Genomic DNA, 16,985 nt, shown 5'->3' on the forward strand with positions numbered 1-16,985 from the left:
TTGGGTCGTGGCTCATGCCTTCTCCTTAACTTTGAAACGAAGGAGTGTGGCGCGTTCATTTCATCATTGCTAGATGGTTGCGTCGGACGCTTACCGATATGTTCCTGCCTTGCCACGTCGAGTATTTTTCATCCCTACCCCGCACCGAGCGAGAAAGCCACGTGCGCGGCAATATTCTTGCCTCAGATGGCATCTCGGCCGACACCCTGCGCACGATCTACCAGAAGATGTATACACGCCGTTTCATTGACGGTGAACGAGATGTGATCTCGATGTTACCAAACCGGCGTGTGATCTCACGCAGCGCAGTTGACAAGCAATCGGCGCTACTAACACAACATAAGGGCGACGGTAGCAAGGAACTGGTGCATGCCGACACCGTCATCTTCGCGACCGGCTATCGCAACGCGCACGCACCGCTATCTGATCGTCTAACCCGACGATTGGACTGGGAAGGCGATGAAATCCGCGTCGGCGCCGATTATGCGGCGCAATGGGATGCCCCGCGCGGCCAGGGCCTGTTCATACAAAACGCGACGCGCAACCAGAAAGGCCTGGCCGATCCGAATTTGAGTCTGATGGCTTGGCGCAGCCGTCAGATCGCCGATGCGATCCTCGGACGTAAACAACAGGTCTGCAATGTGCCCTCGTTTGTCAACTGGCGCGGCGACGACCGTTCTGACGCGTTTTTGAAATCGGCCTGACTAGGAGAGCACCTCAATGTCACATTTCATCGCTATTATAGGTGGCGGCATAATCGGGTTTACCATTGCAGAACAACTTGTGCAGGCCAACGCCGGATCAATCACGTTGTTCGACCGCGACCTCGTAGGCCAAGGTGCATCGGCCCGCTCAGCCGGCCTACACTTTCCGCTGGGCCGCTCAGCGCAAGCCCGTGACATGGCCGCGCTATCACAGCAATTCTATGAGGCGGAGATCGAGCGCGACCCTAGCGGTCCGATTCGCCGCCTGGAAATGCGAGTACATCTGGCAGCAGGTACCGATATCAGCGCTCTCGATGTATTTCTGGATAGCACGAGACTGCAAGGGCTCTCTGGCCCTGGACCGCTGGTCCAGGGCAAGAATCTCCGCTCCTGGAAGGCCAGCAATGCCCATCATTGCCAGGTTACAGCAAGGCTAACGCAACTGGTCAGGCGCGTTTCAGGACGCCTCATTTTGCGTGAAGGCTGCGTGGTCGAGGGCATTGAAGAGACCGGCACCACGGTTCGCGTGCGCTTGGGCGACGGGACTGCACAGGACTTTGATCGCGTCATCCTAGCACCAGGACCATGGGCGTGCGAGTCACCGTTCATGGCATTTACCGCGGGGCTAAACATCCGCATCAAGAAGATCGTCGCATTCCACATTGACGCGCCGGCCGGTTCGGACGACGCCGCCGAACTGTTTTTGTCCGAAGATGCGTTCTTGCTACCCGTTCCCTCCGAAAACCGCTGGATCTATTCGTACACCTGCGATGAGTGGGACATCTCTCCCGCGACCATGTCGCTTGGAGCAAGGGATCGCGCTGCAGCGCAGGCCATCCTAAGGCGTTACGTGCCCCAATGGGCCGATCGATTGAACGCCGGAAGGGTGTTTTGCGACGCCTATAACACCAGTCGCACCCCGCTCGTCAGCGAGGTGGGTGACAGCGGCCGCATCATCTTTGCTGGGGCCGCGAACGGTTCAGGTTACCGACTCGCTCCCGCACTAGCCGAGCGCGTCTTACACAGTCTCACTCCAATCAACTAATTAAATAATTTCATGAAACACATTCCATATTCAACAGCAAAATACCACCCACGTTTCGGCATTGCGATGGCCGATGCTGCGCGCCTAGGCGGCGTCACGGACAGTTCATGGGGCATCGTTGCGATGCGAGGACGGAGCACCGTGCATCGCCATGACGAAAGCGAATGCTTTGTGATCCTAAGTGGCCAAGGTGAAGTGGAGGGCAACGGCGTACGAGTGCCAGTTTGCCACGGCGACATTGTGGTCTTCGAACCATTCCAGGAGCATGTGATCCACAACACCGGCGACACCGATCTGACCTTGCTAGATCTTTACTGGCGCGATCCTGTCTCCGCAAGCGCTGCGGCCACTAATCCCGATCTAGACGTTATCCGAGATCGGCCTGTTTTCGTTTTCTCCACACCGCCTACCCCCAACGGTGACCTGCATATTGGCCACCTGTCTGGACCTTACCTGGGTGCTGATGTCTATACGCGCTTTCAGCGTGCTCATGGCGCAAAGGCATATCACTTGACCGGCAGCGACGATTTCCAGAGCTACGTGATCGGACGTGCGCGGACCGAGGACCAGAGTCCGTCCGCCGTAGCGGCACATTACGCGGCCGAGATTCAAGAAACACTGCGTATGATGGATATTGACGTGCACCAATTTACTGTCACGCAAGACGCTCCTACCTACTGTGAAGGCGCGCAGGATTTCTTTACCCGCCTAATCAAGGCGCCTCAGGTCGACTGGAGAGCAATGCCGGCACTGGTTGATCCTGAAACGGCTACCTATCTCTACGAAGTCGATGTTGGAGGTCAATGCCCAAGCTGCGGGAATAGCTGTGGCGGCAACATCTGCGAAGAATGCGGTGCGCCGAACATATGCGTCGACCTTGGCACGCCGAAGGCCAGGATCGGTACGGCACAGCCCCAAATTTCCCAGGTTCCCCGCTACGCAATCGATCTGAAAGCCAGCGCTGAGGCAATTCTTACCCATCAATCTCGCAGCCGGATTCCACCGCGAGTGGCGCAGTTAACGGCCAAGGTGCTGGCCGACGGTCCAACGCAGATTCCAATTTCGCATCCAGCCAACTGGGGTATCCGTCCGCCAACTGATGCGAATGGGCAGGACCAGGTGATTTGGGTCTGGCCCGAAATGGCCTACGGTTTCCTGTATGGGATCGAAGCGCTGGGCAATCGTCTTGAAGCGCAATCTGATCAAGCTTGCTCGTCGCCCGCTCGTCAATGGAGCCAAAGTGCGCCCGAGAATGAATGGAAAATCGTGCATTTCTTTGGCTACGACAATAGCTTCTACCACGCCATCCTGTATCCCGCACTGTATGCCGCCGCATATCCGGAATGGCGTCCGGATATTGATTATCACGTCAACGAATTCTATCTGCTCGATGGGTTGAAATTTTCGACCAGCCGCCGCCACGCAATCTGGGGTAAAGAAATCCTCAGCGCCGATACAGTAGACGCGGTAAGGCTATACCTATCGCTGACTCGCTCCGAAGCCGAGCGCACCAATTTCTCGCTACCCGCGTTCGAGCGATTTAAAGACGAGATACTGGCAGGGCGCTGGCAAAGTTGGCTGTCCGGCCTTGGTCAACTAGTCACACAAGATTTCGGTGGCGTAGCGCCGGAAGCGGGCGACTGGAGTGCCGAACACAGGGCGTTCTGGGCTCAACTCGACGGCATGCTCGGCGCATTGCGCAAGGCCTTGGGCGCACAAGGTTTTTCGCTCAACCTGACGGCAAAGTTGCTAATCGATTTCGTGGACGTAGCGAGGGTGTTTGGCCAAAAGCAGGCACATCTGCGTGGTGTGCAAGGCCAAGCCGATCGTTGGCGCAGTGCGGTCGCTCTGCAGTTAGCAGCAGCCGGCCTATTAGCGCGAGTGGCAGCCCCGGTCATGCCACGTTTCGCGGCTGCCTTAGCTAATGCGCTCGGACTCTCCGATACACCAACCTGGCCGCAGCATCCGACGCTGATCACAGCGCACAGCACCATTAAGCTCGATAACTTCCACCATTTTATCGCCCAAACTACCGAATCGCACCCTGCATCTGCAAACAAATAACGCTATGACAACGATCACCATCGATACCTCCATCGCAGCCTGGCTGAGTACACAATTACTTGAACTCCTACGCCTGCCCACTTTACCCAAATCCGACGTTTCCCCCTCGGCGCTCGGACTGACCTCGCTGGCCGCAGTCACACTGCAATACCGATTAATACGCGATCACCAATTGACGCTAACGCTAGACGAGCTAATGGGGTCAAGCAGCCTTGCCAGCCTAGCTCAACAGGCACAAAGCCGGGATCTAGCATGACCGCACCCCTGATCCTGAGCCAACTGCGCCGCCTCGGCATAGCCATTGAACTGGCAGGAGAGAACCTGAAGATCAACGGCCGTCAAGATCTGCTCACGCCAGCGCTGATCGGACAGATCAAAGACGAAAAGGCAAACATCCTCAACTGGTTACATCTGCTTGACGCCGCAACGCCTGTCCCGCTGACGGACATGCAACTTGCCTATTTGATGGGACGCGAAAACGCGCTCGAACTCGGTGGTGTATCGTCTCATGTCTATCACGAATTTGAAGGGTACTGGGAGTACGAGAGGCTGCAGACAGCCCTAGCCCTGGTCGTAGCACGCCACGATGGGCTGCGGATGGTGATACGGATCGACGGTGCACGGGTGCTGCCGCCACATGCGATTAGCGTAACGATCCCGCGCGTGGATCTGAGGTCGATGACAGCAGCAGAGCAGGAAGCAGAGCTGTCGAAGATGCGGCAAGAAATGTCCCACCAAGTGATGGACGCAGAGCGCGGTCTGTTGGTCGATATACGCCTGTCGCAACTCGATACAAATCGGATGCGCCTGCATGTCAGCCATGACGGGCTCGTTATTGATGGTCTCAGCATGTTAATCCTGTTTCAAAATATGGGACAGGTCTACAACAATTCGGAAGTTTGCCTGTCACCATTATCGACTAGTTTCGCAGAGCAGATGCAGCTGCTCAACTCTGCTCGCGACAGTGCCCAGGCCAAGGCCGCCCGCCAGTACTGGAGAGATGCGGCGCCAGAGCTGCCCGCCGCGCCGCAACTACCTAGATTAGCAGATCCAGCCAGCCTGGGAACACCGCGTAGCGTTCGTCAATCGGTTAGTTTGCCGCGTCTACAATGGGAAGCATTTCAGCGCACAGTGCGGGCACAGGGACTCAGTGCGGCCGCCGCACTAGGCGCCGCGTTCTGCGAAGTGCTATCACGCTGGTCCGGAGGCGAAGACTTCTCGCTCAATATGACTATCGCCAACCGTGTGCCAGTTACGACCGATGTGTTCGAAGTGATCGGAAACTTCACCCAACCCTGCCCGGTGCCGTTCCGGCATCATGGCCACCAGTCGTTTGTAAGCCGAGCAAAAGCCTTCGCAACTGCCTTGCGCGCCGGCATCGAACATCGACATCTATCGGGAATCGAGGTCTTGCAGCGTTACGCCCGACCGAATCAGCCAACGCTGCGCTTGCCAGTTACACTGAACTGCGCGTTCGGAGCACCGGGGGCCGATGGCCTCAGCCGTGCATTCGACGCCTTCGGCACGCGCATCTATGCCGTTTCGCAAACTCCTCAAGTATGGCTGAACGCATTCGCCTTCGAGACCCAAGACGACTTGATCATCGAGTTCGACGCTGTAGCCGGACTGTTCCCCGATGCAATGGTTGCGCAGATCGGGGCTGCGCTGATACGTTTGCTTGCCGCCCTGGTCATACCACAAGGCTGGGATCAGAACGAAGCGGATCTACTTCCTACCGAGACCTGTACGATGCGCGCCGCCGTCAACGCCACCGCCGCGGCAATACCGAAGCGTTTGCTGCACGACGGCTTCCTCGAGCGCGCCCAACAGACCCCGGGAGCGCTGGCTATTGTAGCGCCGGACGCCGAGATTAGCTACGGAGCGTTGCTCGCCTCAGCGTCGGCGATCGCCGATTGGCTGCGAGCACAGGGGCTAGGGCACGACCAGCCAGTCGCGATCATCATGCACAAAGGCTGGGAACAGATCGCGGCCGCGCTTGGCACACTCATGGCTGGTGGCTGCTATCTGCCAATCGATGCAGCGTTCCCCCTCGAACGCATCACCCAAATTATGGCGTTAGCTACCCCCGCCGCAGCACTGGTGCAGACAGGCAGCACCAGCGCCCTGTCTGTACCAGTGCTCGAAGTGATGGCTGGGATGGCCGCCGACCACACCCCTTATTTGCCGAGCAACCGGCCCGAGCAGGAGCAAAACAGCCTCGCTTACATCCTGTTCACGTCAGGTTCAACCGGAACCCCGAAGGGTGTCATGATCGAACACTTGAGCGCGGTGAACTTAGTCACTCACATCAATGCCCGTTTCGAAATCACGCCACAGGATCGGACCTTCGGCATCTCGGCCTTCCATTTCGACCTCAGCGTATTCGACATCTTCTGTACACTCGACGCCGGTGCCGCACTGGTCCTGCCCGCCCCGGACGAAATCCGAGCGCCCGAAAGCTGGTCACACCGCGCCGCCGTGCACAAGGTCACGGTCTGGAACTCAGTACCAGCGATCGTACAGATGCTGCTCGAAAGTAATGCAGGCTTGCCACCAGCACTGAGACTGATCCTAATGTCGGGTGACAAAATTCCAGCACCGCTGCCAGCTGCGCTGGTTCGTGCCAAACCGGAACTACAGGTCATTGCAGCTGGAGGACCGACCGAGACGACAGTATGGAATATCCTCATCGATGTGACAGCGCAGCCGGCTGATGCACTGCTCGTGCCCTATGGTTTTCCAATCACAAACAACCGTTACTACGTGCTCGACCAACGAGGCCGAGTATGCCCTGACTGGGTGGTCGGCCAGTTGCACGCTGCCGGCGCCGGAGTTGCCCGTGGTTACTGGCGCGATTCTGAGCGTAGTGCAAAGGCTTTCTTCGAACATCTAGGCCTGGAAGAGCATCTCTATGCGACCGGAGATCTTGGCCGTGTAAGGCCCGATGGGTGTATCGAGATCCTTGGACGCTCCGACTTCCAAGTCAAAATCAACGGGAACAGGATTGAACTGAGCGAAATCGATTTTTTGCTGAGCAAGCATCCAGATGTCGATACTGCGGTCGCATGTGTGATCGATACGGCAGCTGGCCAGATACTCACGGCATTTATTGTCGCCAAAACAGGACATAGCGTCGACATGGACGCGCTACGTGAAATGCTTGAGCAAAGCCTGCCAGCCTATATGGTGCCCCAGATCTTCAGCGCCCTAGACCGCTTGCCACTGACTGACAACGCCAAGGTCGATCGCAAGGCGCTGGCAGCAATGCGCATCGACGCAGTACCAAGCACTGAAGAAGAGCGCCGTGTGCCCAGCGGTAATGTAGAAACGGCAATCGCTGCGATTTGGGAGAATGTGTTGAAAATACCGGTCACTAACGCCCACCTACGCTACGAGCGACTAGGCGGATCGTCCTTGTCGGCAGTACGCATCGCGACCGAAATTAATCGTCACTTCGGTGTGCGGCTGCCCTTGCGCGAACTGGACCGACTCAACACTGTTGCCACCCAGGCTTCATATCTGAGCAAACATGCAATACCAACCGCTTAATCGACTATTAGAAAATTTTCCAATATGACACAGACTACTCAATTCATTCAGCCCCAGCATGGCGATCTGTCCGCGTTACTCGAACACCACCCTGAAACGTTGCTTGACGCACTCTTTGACATAGCACCGGTGAGCGATCGCTTCTTCACGTTCTACCGATCCGGTGGTGTCGAATACATCAGCCATGCCAACTTAATTGAGCAGGTCGAACGCCTTGCAGCAGCACTTTCTGAGTCAGGCGTAAGCGCTGGCGACCGGATCGGGGTATGCGCTGCAAATGGGCTCGAGTGGGTATTACTTGATCTTGCCGCCTTACGACTGGGAGCGGTGAGCGCCGGTTTCAATACTGGTGATTTCACCCCTGACGCGGCATTGGCGCAGCGTTACGGCTTGACTCGTCTGTTTGCTGACAACGGCGCCGCGGGAACAGAACCGCTGCACGCAGTTCGGAAAATGGCCGCCGCCGATAACGCCAACACCCCGACGCGCCCTGTCCGCGGTCCATCGGACACGCTGGCGATCAAGTTCACGTCCGGATCAACTGGTGCGGCAAAGGCACTGGCGGCCAGCTACGGTTCGGCCGGAATGAGCATCGCCGCCACCCAAGATATCTTTGCACATGGTCGTGAAGACAAATTATTCGTGTTTCTCACGCTATCGTTGCTGCAACAGCGCTACTGGGTGTATTCGGCCCTCCTGTTTGGCTGCGACCTCGTGATCAGCACACCGCAACTCGCCCTACACGCGCTACGCGAATCGTCACCGACAGTGTTGATGGGGGTTCCCGCGTTCTACGAAACGCTGCGCCAGATGATCGAGGTCGAGGGAGGTACCCGAGCAGCGGCGCGCACTGTGACTGGCGGACGTATCCGCTATATGTGGACGGGCTCGGCGCCCATTCGAAGCGAGCTACTACGCTTCATGGAAGATGATTGCGGCCTGCCTATATATGAGGGATACGGACTGAATGAAACTTGCATTGCTACAAAGAATCATCCCACTGCGCATCGACGCGGCAGCGCGGGGCGCGCCGTGCGCGGCAAGCAAATCCTGATCGGCGCGGACGGCATCATCCGAGTACGCAGCCGCTTTCCTGTCAACTGCCGATACGACGCAGCCCCCGAAGGCGCGTCCGAAAAAGTCTTCGAAGGCGACGATACCGTGGTAACCGGCGACTTAGGCCACCTCGATGCCGACGGCTTTCTTTGGATCCAAGGGCGCGCCGACGACGTAGTTGTATTGGAAAACGCCAAGAACGTGGCGGTGCGTCCGATTGAAGAAGCGCTGCGCGCGTTGCCCGGCGTAGCCCAGGTCATTCTGTGCGGCAGCGGTAAACCGCATCTGCGCGCGATTGTCGACATCGCACCCGGATATGCGCCACACATCGTGCTTGAAGCAGTTCGCAAACTCCCGGCCACCATACCGTCACATCACATTCAACATGCCATTGCCGCCTGCTTACCGCTTACCGAAGCAAACGGCTTGATCACTTCACAGGGCAAGCCACGGCGTGCGGCAATTATCGCCGCCCACCAGGACTTGCTCAACAGCCTCAATTAACAGGAGAAAATCATGACTAACTTATATTCCACCATCACCATCGTACTCGCACGTCTCGTCCCTAACGCCGGTGCGCCGGACCAGATCGACGCAGACGCTCAACTAGCACAAGAGCTGGGAGTAACATCCATGCAGATGGTATTGCTGATCACCACGCTATGCCGCACGCTTGGCGTCTCCATGACAGCCTTTGACGAGGATGATCTGGCGGCAATGATCAGTGTGCGCGCCATTGCAGCACGGTTCCAGACGCACCTGCCAGAAATGGTGGCCTGAGATGAACTGGCAAACACCTTTTGCAGCAGAACTAAACAATTCGGGATGCCAGCTGCGCCTGATGCGTCAGGAAGACAGAGCAGCACTTGAAGAGCTTGTGTTCAAGCCAGGCATTTGGGATCATTTTGTGACCCGCGTTGATACCCCCGTCGACCTCGACACGTTGATACGCACGGCGCTCGACGATATTGCGGCTGGCCGACGGGCGGTCTATGTCGTCATCGACAAGCGCAGCGGCCACATTGCCGGCAGCATGTGTTATGGCAATATGGCACCAGCTGACCGCAGGCTCGAAATCGGCTGGTCTTGGCTGGCGCCGCAATTTCATGGTAGCGGGCTAAATGGCTGGGCCAAGCATGCGTTGCTCGAACAAGCATTCGAGCACATGGGCGCGGAGCGGGTCGAATTCAAAACCGACGTATTGAACCTGCGTGCCCGACAAGCTCTTAGGAAGATCGGCGCAACCGAAGAGGGCGTGCTGCGCAGTTTCAATTATATGCCGGGCGGCCGCCGCCGCGACGCTATCTACTACTCGGTCTTGAGATCTGAGTGGCCAAGCGTTTCGGCGCGATTAAACGAGACACTCCGTGAACCAGCCTAATCTTTCCATTTTGCTGACGGGTAGCCCACGCGAACGAGGGATCGCACACGGCACCGCTTTGCGCGCGTCGATCCAGACCTTCTTAGCCGATGGCATCGCTCGGCTCAACCATGTGGCATCGGTGCCACATGACAGCGCAACATTAAAGCCGCTGCTATCGGTCTATGCCGAACGGATTGCCGCCTCCACACCGTTGCTCTGGCAAGAAATCGAAGGATTGGCAGAGGGCGCTGGGATCAGTCGCGACGAAGCCGTGCTACTCCAATGTCGGCGCGAATTGATGGGGTATAGCCGCATCTTGAGTGGTGACTGTACGAGCCTAGCACGTTCGGCGCCATTTGCGCCGGTGCTGGCACAAACCATCGACTTGACGTGCGAGATGCAGGATCAGATCCAAGTCTTGCAGTTGAGCGGTCCCGACATCGCCGGTGGTGGCGCCCGAGTACTCAGCTTCACCGGACTGCTTGGCTATCTTGGCGTGAACGACGCTGGGCTTGCAGTCGGATTGAACTTAGTGCTGGGTGGCGACTGGCGTCCGGGTCTGCCGCCGTATCTTGCGATTCGCCACCTGATCGATCATGCACATAATGTCGGTGAGGCGATTACAATCTTGCGCGACTTGCCGCTAGCTTCGTCGCGTAACTTCATGTTATGCGATGACAGCCGCGCCGTAGCCGTTGAGCGTCTTGGTGACGAGACCCGAATTATCGAAGGCTCAAGCGTGGCGCATGCCAACCACTTTCTCGATACCGAATTCGCTAACCGCGATGAACTCAACGTCTTCGCTCGCAATTCCTCTCTACGCCGGCTCAACGCCATGCGCGAGCGCGCTTCCACGCTAAACCCGGCTGCCGATGAGGAAACGTTATTCGAGATAATGTCTGAAAGACCTTTAAACGTCCAGGGTCCTACCGATATGCGACGAGAGCGCACCGTGGCCGCGGTTGTGATGCTACCGCACAGTGGCAAGCTAGCCTTACGCCGCGGCGATCCTAACCAATCTGCCACCGAACAATATGAACCGCTACAGACAGTGCGAAGTATATGACTCAGAATATCCCGAATAAACCACATTACGTCACGCCGATCTTCGATCTGGACTGGATGGCCCTGCCATTATGGGAGGAACACCATCGCACCTTGGCGACACGTCTTGAAGAGTGGATCCGTACCAATGGCGAAGCGGTAACTGCCGCCGCCAGCGCGCCACCTGACGAAGCGGCACGTCGCATCGTCGCGCTGCTAAGTGCCGGCGGCTGGCTTGAGATCGCCACGGGTTTTCAGGGTGACCGTTACGCGCCCGATTTCCGTGCGATCTGCCTGTGCCGACTGGCCTTCGCCCATCTGGAAGATCTGTGCGATTTCAGCTTCGCGATACAGGCGCTGGCGGCATATCCACTGACCGCGGCCAGCACCGCCGGACGCTTTACGGTCGAACTTAAGGACCTACGGTACGGCGATGCAATAGGCGCCTTCGCGCTATCCGAGCCTGGAGCAGGTTCTGACCTGGGGGCAATTACCACCGTAGCGGTCCCCGACGACGACTGCTACCGAATCAGCGGCACCAAGACCTGGATCGGAAATGCGGGTATTGCCGACCAGATTTGCGTGTTGGCACGCACAGGCGGACCCGGTGCTTTTGGGCTTAGCCTGTTCTTGGTGCCGGGCGATGCAGTCGGCCTGACCCAGAGCGGTGGACTAACACTATCTGCTCCGCGGGCCTTCGGCTCTATCGTAATGGCCGATTGCGCAGTGCCTGTCGATGCCCTGCTTGGCGAGCCCGGGCTAGGACTGGTCTACGCGCTCGATACACTTGATAGATTCCGCCTGACCGTAGGTGCTGCGGCTATCGGATTCGCACGCCGTGCTCTGCAAGCGGCTCTGTGCTATGTGCGCGAACGCAAGGTTGATGGTCAGCCTCTGGCCTCGACTCAGATGACTCTGGCGGCACTAGCCGACATGGCCACTGAGCTCAATGCTGCTCAATTACTGGTGCTGCAGGCGGCTTGGGAAACCGACACCGGCCGTGCCTGCTCCGCCGCACGCTCAGCAATGGCGAAATACCATGCGACCGAGGCTGCCCAGAGTATCGTCGACCGTGCCTTGCAACTGCACGGCGCGTCCGGTTGCGTGGCAGGTTCGATACCTGAAAAACTATATCGCCAGATTCGTGCACTACGTATTTACGAAGGCACATCGGAAGTGCAACAACTCGTCATTGGCCGTGCGGTCAGCGCGGGACAGATCGGATAATGTTCAAGAAAAGAGATAACATGCAAACTTCATTTACATCCTTTAGCGACGCTGCACCTACCGCACGGCTGATCTGCCTGCCGCATGCGGGCGGCTCGCCGCGTTACTTTGCACCATGGCGACGCAACTTACCACCAGATATCGACTTGGTCGTAGCGCAATATCCATCTCGGGAAGTCAATGTGGGCGCGAATGACGACCCCGCTAAAGTGGCAACTCGACTGGCCGACGCTATGAGCGAGCTGCCCAATTTGCCCTATGTTCTGTTTGGACATTCTCTGGGTGGCTTGCTAGGCTTTGAACTGACGCGGGTGTTGCAATCACGCGGGCTGCCCCTTCCCAGGAAGTTGTGCATATCGGCATGCAAGGCTCCGATACACCTGCCGTCTCCCTTCGTGCGCCACGCCCTTACCCTCCCAGAAGGCGATTTCGTTCAATTTGTAGGGACGCTGGGAGGGCTGAGCCCGGATGTGCTGGAAAACACAGAATTTTGCGATATGATCAGAGGCGCAATGCGCCGTGACTTCGACTTGTTAGCGCGTTACCGCTACCGCCCTGGACCGCCCCTTGCAGTGTCGATGATGCTGCTTTGCGGTGACCGCGACGGCCATATCACGCGCGAGCACCTGCTAGACTGGCGCCCAGAGGCGTTGATCGAGCCGGAAATTCACATGCTTACTGGCGATCATTTCTATCTGGAAGACACCACCCACCAAGCCTGGATCCTCGACCAGATTCTGACAGCACTGCGACCAAAATACGAGACCACCTTCATTTAAGGACCAATATGAAAATCACCGAAGCCGCCTACGCGGCAAATCCCTATCCGTTTTATGCCGAGCTACGAGCGCGTGCAAGTTTTTTTCATGATGAAAGTGGCCTAGTGGTAGCGACTGACAGTCGCGCTGCCCGCGCGATCCTGGCTGAACCCGCGGCCGCAGTGCGACCGCTGACCGAACCAGTGCCAAAGACGATCGCAGGTAGCACCGCCGGCGACGTTTTTGGCCGTCTTATCCGGATGACCGAGGGCTCGTCGCGCGACAATATGAAACGGGCAATGATGGAAGCGCTCGCCACCACTACGCCAGCGCTGTTTCGAGAACAAGCATACCGTTGTAGCATCAAGGCAATCGACGCGGCGGAAGGGCGCTGCGACCCGATGGCTCTAGCCTTCTCGATCCCGACCGAGGTTATGGCGCAGCAACTTGGTTTTAACCCAGATCAATGTACAAGGATACGTGAACAGGTAGCGTTATTTACTGGTTGCATCAATCCCTTGTCCGGTCTAGATGCGATTGCGGCCTCGGTCACTGCTGCCAAAGTATTACTGGTCGACACAGCGGCGCTATTGGCCGATTCCACGCTTGGGCTGGCGCGTCAGATCGAAATGCAAATGCGGCGTAGCGGCGAGATCGACGATGAACTGCTCGCGGCCAACTTGATCGGGATGATGTCGCAAACCTTCGACGCCACAGCGGCTCTGACTGGCCAGACCTTGGTCGCTCTATCACGCCATAGAGGCCGGTGGGATGATCGCGAGGACGATATCGCGCTGCTAGACCTAGTCTTGCGCGAAACACTGCGCCATGACTCACCAATTCAAAACACGCGTCGCTTCATGGCTGAAGATGTGGTGCTTGGAGATGGCACACAGTTGCGCAAGGGTCAAACCGTGCTTATCCTGCTTGCCTCGGCCAACCGCGATGCGAGCTCATATGCTGATGCAGACCGGTTCGACATTGACCGGCAGAATTTATCGAGCTTTTCCTTTTCGTTCGGACGACATCGCTGCCCTGGCGAAGAGTTTGCTCGGGCCATGGCAACGGGAGTGGTGGCAGCGATGCGCGCCCGCGGCCTGAAACCACAAGTGCACATCACGAACGAGCCCTCATACACGATATCGGCCAACGCGCGCCTACCCGTTCTGGCAACGGTCGAACTGGCAGGCAGTGCACACGCGACGACCTGCTAATGGTCGGCAGGCTGTTCATCTTCAGGGCGAATTGCACATACTTGCGCAATTCGCCCTGCAGGATCACGGGGATAACTCACAGAAAAAGCGCCGTATCTGCGCCTTCCCTGACCATGGGGCGTGGCACGATGCACACCTCGGCGCGCAGCGAATTGGAGATGAAACAGAGCGCATGCGCCTGCTCGTGCAAGCGTGCTTCTTCGGCCGAATCAGGGCTGGCATTGCGGTAGCAGGTCTCGGGCGACAAGGTGATCCGCGTGATTGACATACGGCCCGCCGCATCGGCCTCAAGAAACCCCCGGGCCTGATCATGATAAGCAGTTACCACGAAGCCTCGTGCAGCGGCCAGCGCGAGAAAGAACATCATGTGGCAGCTGGCCAGCGCGGCGACCAAGGCCTCCTCCGGATCGATCAGTGCGGGATTAGCGCCGGGCTCCGGCACTACATCGGGACTGGCCGAGACGGCCACGTTGGCACCGCCATCGAATTGCCATTCATGGTCGCGCGCGTAAAATACACCATGTTTAGCCACCCCTCGCCACTGGATCGATGCGTCAACTCTGAACTCTGGAGTATTTTTTTGCACTCTCGCCTTCACCGACATCAGATTAGCATTTCGGCGGCCACCACTATCGGGCAACTGCCAAGCGCGTCCGGTATGGATGGAGGAACACTTGAGGAAGTGGTGCCCACCTGCATAACAACGATCGGGCCGGACTCGATGAAGTGGGCGAAAACGCAGTAACCATTCCAAATGCGCTCCCATTGCCGGTGCATCAGCGCCTCACCGCAGGTTCTGCGAATGTATTCCAGATAGCTTGACACAATCTCGATCGATTGGCGCGCATGACCAGACGAGATATTGTCTATCGACAGGTGAACCTCCTCATATATAGTACTAAAGCCATGGTGCCGCAACTTCTGAATTTCGTGCAAGCGCATTTCCCCTAGGCCAAACATCTCAATTCCAAGGTTGTAGCCGACGATTTCTGGATAGTAGCTGTCCGCGAACAGCGCGAGCGCAAGCTGATTGATGGCGAATGGATATACCGTATCGGGTAGTTCGAACTGATCCCGGAAGGCCGGATCGGCAATGTGGGGCAAGCACACCCCCATGCTATCGAGCACGTCGTGGATGAGGGTGATATGGTTCTTACGGTAATCGCCCAATCCCATCTCGTCTGCATGAATAGCGAACAGGCGTGCGTCGGCGCAATGCTCGTAGCGCCCAAGATTACCAATTCGCCAGGACCAACTGCCATCAATGAGATTGCCGAGCGCAAACGTCTTTTGTTCGAAAACCACATCATCGCGGGCGGGGATGTCCTCGAGCCTCTGGTAGGGCCCTATCAGTTTCTTCTCATACACGCTCTCGACGCGGGCCAGAAGAGCCTCCGCGGAGTAGGCGAAAAAGCGACCATCGGTATAGCGCCCCTCGGCGTCGCTAACAAACAACTGACGCGCCTCCAGAAGCCCCTGTTCAAGACGGGCGCGAGCCTCGGCCAGGGTATTGGGGAAATTCTCGATATTGACAAGACGGTAGAACAACTCTCGCTCGTCCCCGGCAGGATGATCGTCGATCCGGGCACGGTCTGGGCGGGTAGCACGCAGGTGTTCAAGGTCGCTGGCAGCCAGTTGGTCATGCGGACGGCAGGATGTGAGATCGAGCGGTTGGCCGCGGGTTTCCGGCAATGTCTCCACCCAATCGGTGAGTAAGCGTGCTTCGCTCTCGGTAAAAATACCAAACATCGGACCGCCGAACTTTAATGCATTCAGAAATCTACACGAACCGTTACGCTCAATCCTAACGCGCGGCGACTTACGAAATTCTTGCATGAAGCTTTGCAAGTCCGGCGCGTCGCCGGCAAAGTAGTCGGCCATTGGCCGACGCGCGATCTGGACTGCATCGTGGTGCTTGCCGGCCATCTTCGCATGCTGTGCAATCAGTTCGGCAACGCGTGCATCAAGGCTTTGGTCCGCCGCACGTTTAGCTGTCTCAATCAGAATGCCAGCGTGACGCTGCTCCATGTCGACGGTAATCGCGACTGCGCGCAGAAATCGTTCGACCTGGGCGAGCCGGTTTCCGTCATGGACGAGTCCTTCGGTGAACGCCTCGACCGCTACCGTAAGGTCTTGCACTGTGATACAAGCTGTCTCGCTGAGCAGCGCGCTATCAAGGCCCAATCCATTGTAAGCCACGTGGACGCCCAGCACCTCCGGGAGAAAATTCGCGGCGAAGCGAGATAGTCCAAGATAAAAGGCGACGAACAGCGCGGTGCTGTCGCAGATATTGGCCTTGGCACCAAAACTCTCGTCTGTAATCGCCGGTAGCTCGACACCAGCCGCATTCAGCGCTCGGCGACGCAGTTCCCGTGACGAGGCCTCGATCCTGGCCTCCCCCATGTAACGAAAATGTTGTCCGAACAAGATGTTCACTGTCCGATCAGGCTGGGTAGCGGGCTGACTTATTCCGTCAAGCCAGCAACCCGCGACCATGATTATGGCGGCGCGTTCGGTCAGGACAAGCTGGCGCAATCGTTGGTCTGACGCGATGGCATGTTGAACTTGCCCGTGCAAACATAACGAGCGATCCCGGAGCTCGGCAAGCAGAGGCCCGATCGCGATCTGACCCTCTGAGTCGACAGCAAGCGATTGCAATTCTTGCAACGTGTTTGACGCGCTCGTCAAGCGTGCCTCGACTAGCTGCAAGCCGGCATACAGTACCGCTTCGCTTTCCTGATCCACGATCAAGCGATGCATAATCTTGCGCGGTGCCAACGCGAGAATGGCTTGTGCCTGCGCCTCCACGCCAGTCGAAAAGCAGATCGTTTGCGGTGGGGAGGGAATGAACCTAACGTTTCTATAAACCATGGGATAGTCCTTTCATGTCTTGTTTTGAGCCGCTAGACTAATAGACAAGATCGGCGTTCACAGGCAATGCCATTTGCAAGGATAGAATCG

14 protein-coding genes are annotated in these 16,985 nt (G+C 57.4%); 12 read left to right on the forward strand and 2 right to left on the reverse strand.

Going from position 1 to position 16,985, the window contains the following annotated elements; all coding sequences use genetic code 11:
• Nucleotides 1-98 precede the first annotated feature (98 nt).
• The 12 genes from AAKU61_RS22680 to AAKU61_RS22735 are packed head-to-tail and all read left to right on the forward strand — an operon-like array spanning nucleotide 99 to nucleotide 14,024.
• Nucleotides 99-704, forward strand: coding sequence for a SidA/IucD/PvdA family monooxygenase (locus AAKU61_RS22680; RefSeq protein WP_503012635.1), 606 nt, complete (start codon nucleotides 99-101; stop codon nucleotides 702-704).
• Between the two features lie 16 nt (nucleotides 705-720).
• Nucleotides 721-1,749 carry an FAD-dependent oxidoreductase gene (locus AAKU61_RS22685; RefSeq protein WP_503012636.1) on the forward strand — a complete coding sequence of 343 codons (1,029 nt, stop codon included), beginning with the start codon at nucleotides 721-723 and terminating at the stop codon, nucleotides 1,747-1,749.
• Between the two features lie 12 nt (nucleotides 1,750-1,761).
• On the forward strand, nucleotides 1,762-3,813 hold the full coding sequence (locus AAKU61_RS22690; RefSeq protein WP_503012637.1) for a class I tRNA ligase family protein: 2,052 nt from the start codon (nucleotides 1,762-1,764) through the stop codon (nucleotides 3,811-3,813).
• Between the two features lie 4 nt (nucleotides 3,814-3,817).
• Nucleotides 3,818-4,069, forward strand: coding sequence for a phosphopantetheine-binding protein (locus AAKU61_RS22695; RefSeq protein WP_503012638.1), 252 nt, complete (start codon nucleotides 3,818-3,820; stop codon nucleotides 4,067-4,069).
• A complete protein-coding gene (locus AAKU61_RS22700) occupies nucleotides 4,066-7,362 on the forward strand; it encodes a non-ribosomal peptide synthetase (protein ID WP_503012639.1) in 3,297 nt (1,098 codons plus the stop codon). Before AAKU61_RS22695 ends, AAKU61_RS22700 begins: the two co-directional genes overlap by 4 nt.
• A gap of 24 nt (nucleotides 7,363-7,386) precedes the next feature.
• Nucleotides 7,387-8,922, forward strand: a complete 1,536-nt coding sequence (locus AAKU61_RS22705) for an AMP-binding protein (RefSeq protein WP_503012640.1) — start codon at nucleotides 7,387-7,389, stop codon at nucleotides 8,920-8,922.
• Between the two features lie 12 nt (nucleotides 8,923-8,934).
• The gene (locus AAKU61_RS22710) at nucleotides 8,935-9,198 is read left to right on the forward strand and encodes an acyl carrier protein (RefSeq protein ID WP_503012641.1); all 264 of its coding nucleotides are present in this window, start codon (nucleotides 8,935-8,937) and stop codon (nucleotides 9,196-9,198) included.
• A 1-nt stretch (nucleotide 9,199) separates the two neighbouring features.
• Nucleotides 9,200-9,799 (forward strand): GNAT family N-acetyltransferase, encoded by a 600-nt coding sequence (locus AAKU61_RS22715; RefSeq protein WP_503012642.1) that lies wholly within the window; start codon nucleotides 9,200-9,202, stop codon nucleotides 9,797-9,799.
• A 10-nt stretch (nucleotides 9,800-9,809) separates the two neighbouring features.
• A complete protein-coding gene (locus AAKU61_RS22720) occupies nucleotides 9,810-10,847 on the forward strand; it encodes a C45 family autoproteolytic acyltransferase/hydrolase (RefSeq protein ID WP_503012643.1) in 1,038 nt (345 codons plus the stop codon).
• 56 nt (nucleotides 10,848-10,903) lie between these two features.
• A complete protein-coding gene (locus tag AAKU61_RS22725; RefSeq protein ID WP_503012661.1) occupies nucleotides 10,904-12,052 on the forward strand; it encodes an acyl-CoA dehydrogenase family protein in 1,149 nt (382 codons plus the stop codon).
• Between the two features lie 20 nt (nucleotides 12,053-12,072).
• Nucleotides 12,073-12,831 (forward strand): thioesterase II family protein, encoded by a 759-nt coding sequence (locus tag AAKU61_RS22730; RefSeq protein WP_503012644.1) that lies wholly within the window; start codon nucleotides 12,073-12,075, stop codon nucleotides 12,829-12,831.
• Nucleotides 12,832-12,839: 8 nt separating this feature from the next.
• Entirely contained in the window at nucleotides 12,840-14,024 is a 1,185-nt protein-coding gene (locus tag AAKU61_RS22735) for a cytochrome P450 (RefSeq protein WP_503012645.1), read from the forward strand.
• A 76-nt stretch (nucleotides 14,025-14,100) separates the two neighbouring features.
• On the opposite strand, the gene AAKU61_RS22740 is transcribed toward AAKU61_RS22735, so the two are convergent.
• Together AAKU61_RS22740 and AAKU61_RS22745 are read right to left on the reverse strand one after the other, a co-directional pair.
• Nucleotides 14,101-14,610, reverse strand: a complete 510-nt coding sequence (locus tag AAKU61_RS22740) for an OsmC family protein (RefSeq protein ID WP_503012646.1) — start codon at nucleotides 14,608-14,610, stop codon at nucleotides 14,101-14,103.
• A 17-nt stretch (nucleotides 14,611-14,627) separates the two neighbouring features.
• Nucleotides 14,628-16,895 carry an iron-containing redox enzyme family protein gene (locus AAKU61_RS22745; protein WP_503012647.1) on the reverse strand — a complete coding sequence of 756 codons (2,268 nt, stop codon included), beginning with the start codon at nucleotides 16,893-16,895 and terminating at the stop codon, nucleotides 14,628-14,630.
• Between the last annotated feature and the right edge of the window lie 90 nt (nucleotides 16,896-16,985).

This window comes from Undibacterium sp. GrIS 1.2 (assembly GCF_040544435.1).
In the GTDB taxonomy this organism is placed as follows: Bacteria; Pseudomonadota; Gammaproteobacteria; order Burkholderiales; family Burkholderiaceae_D; genus Undibacterium.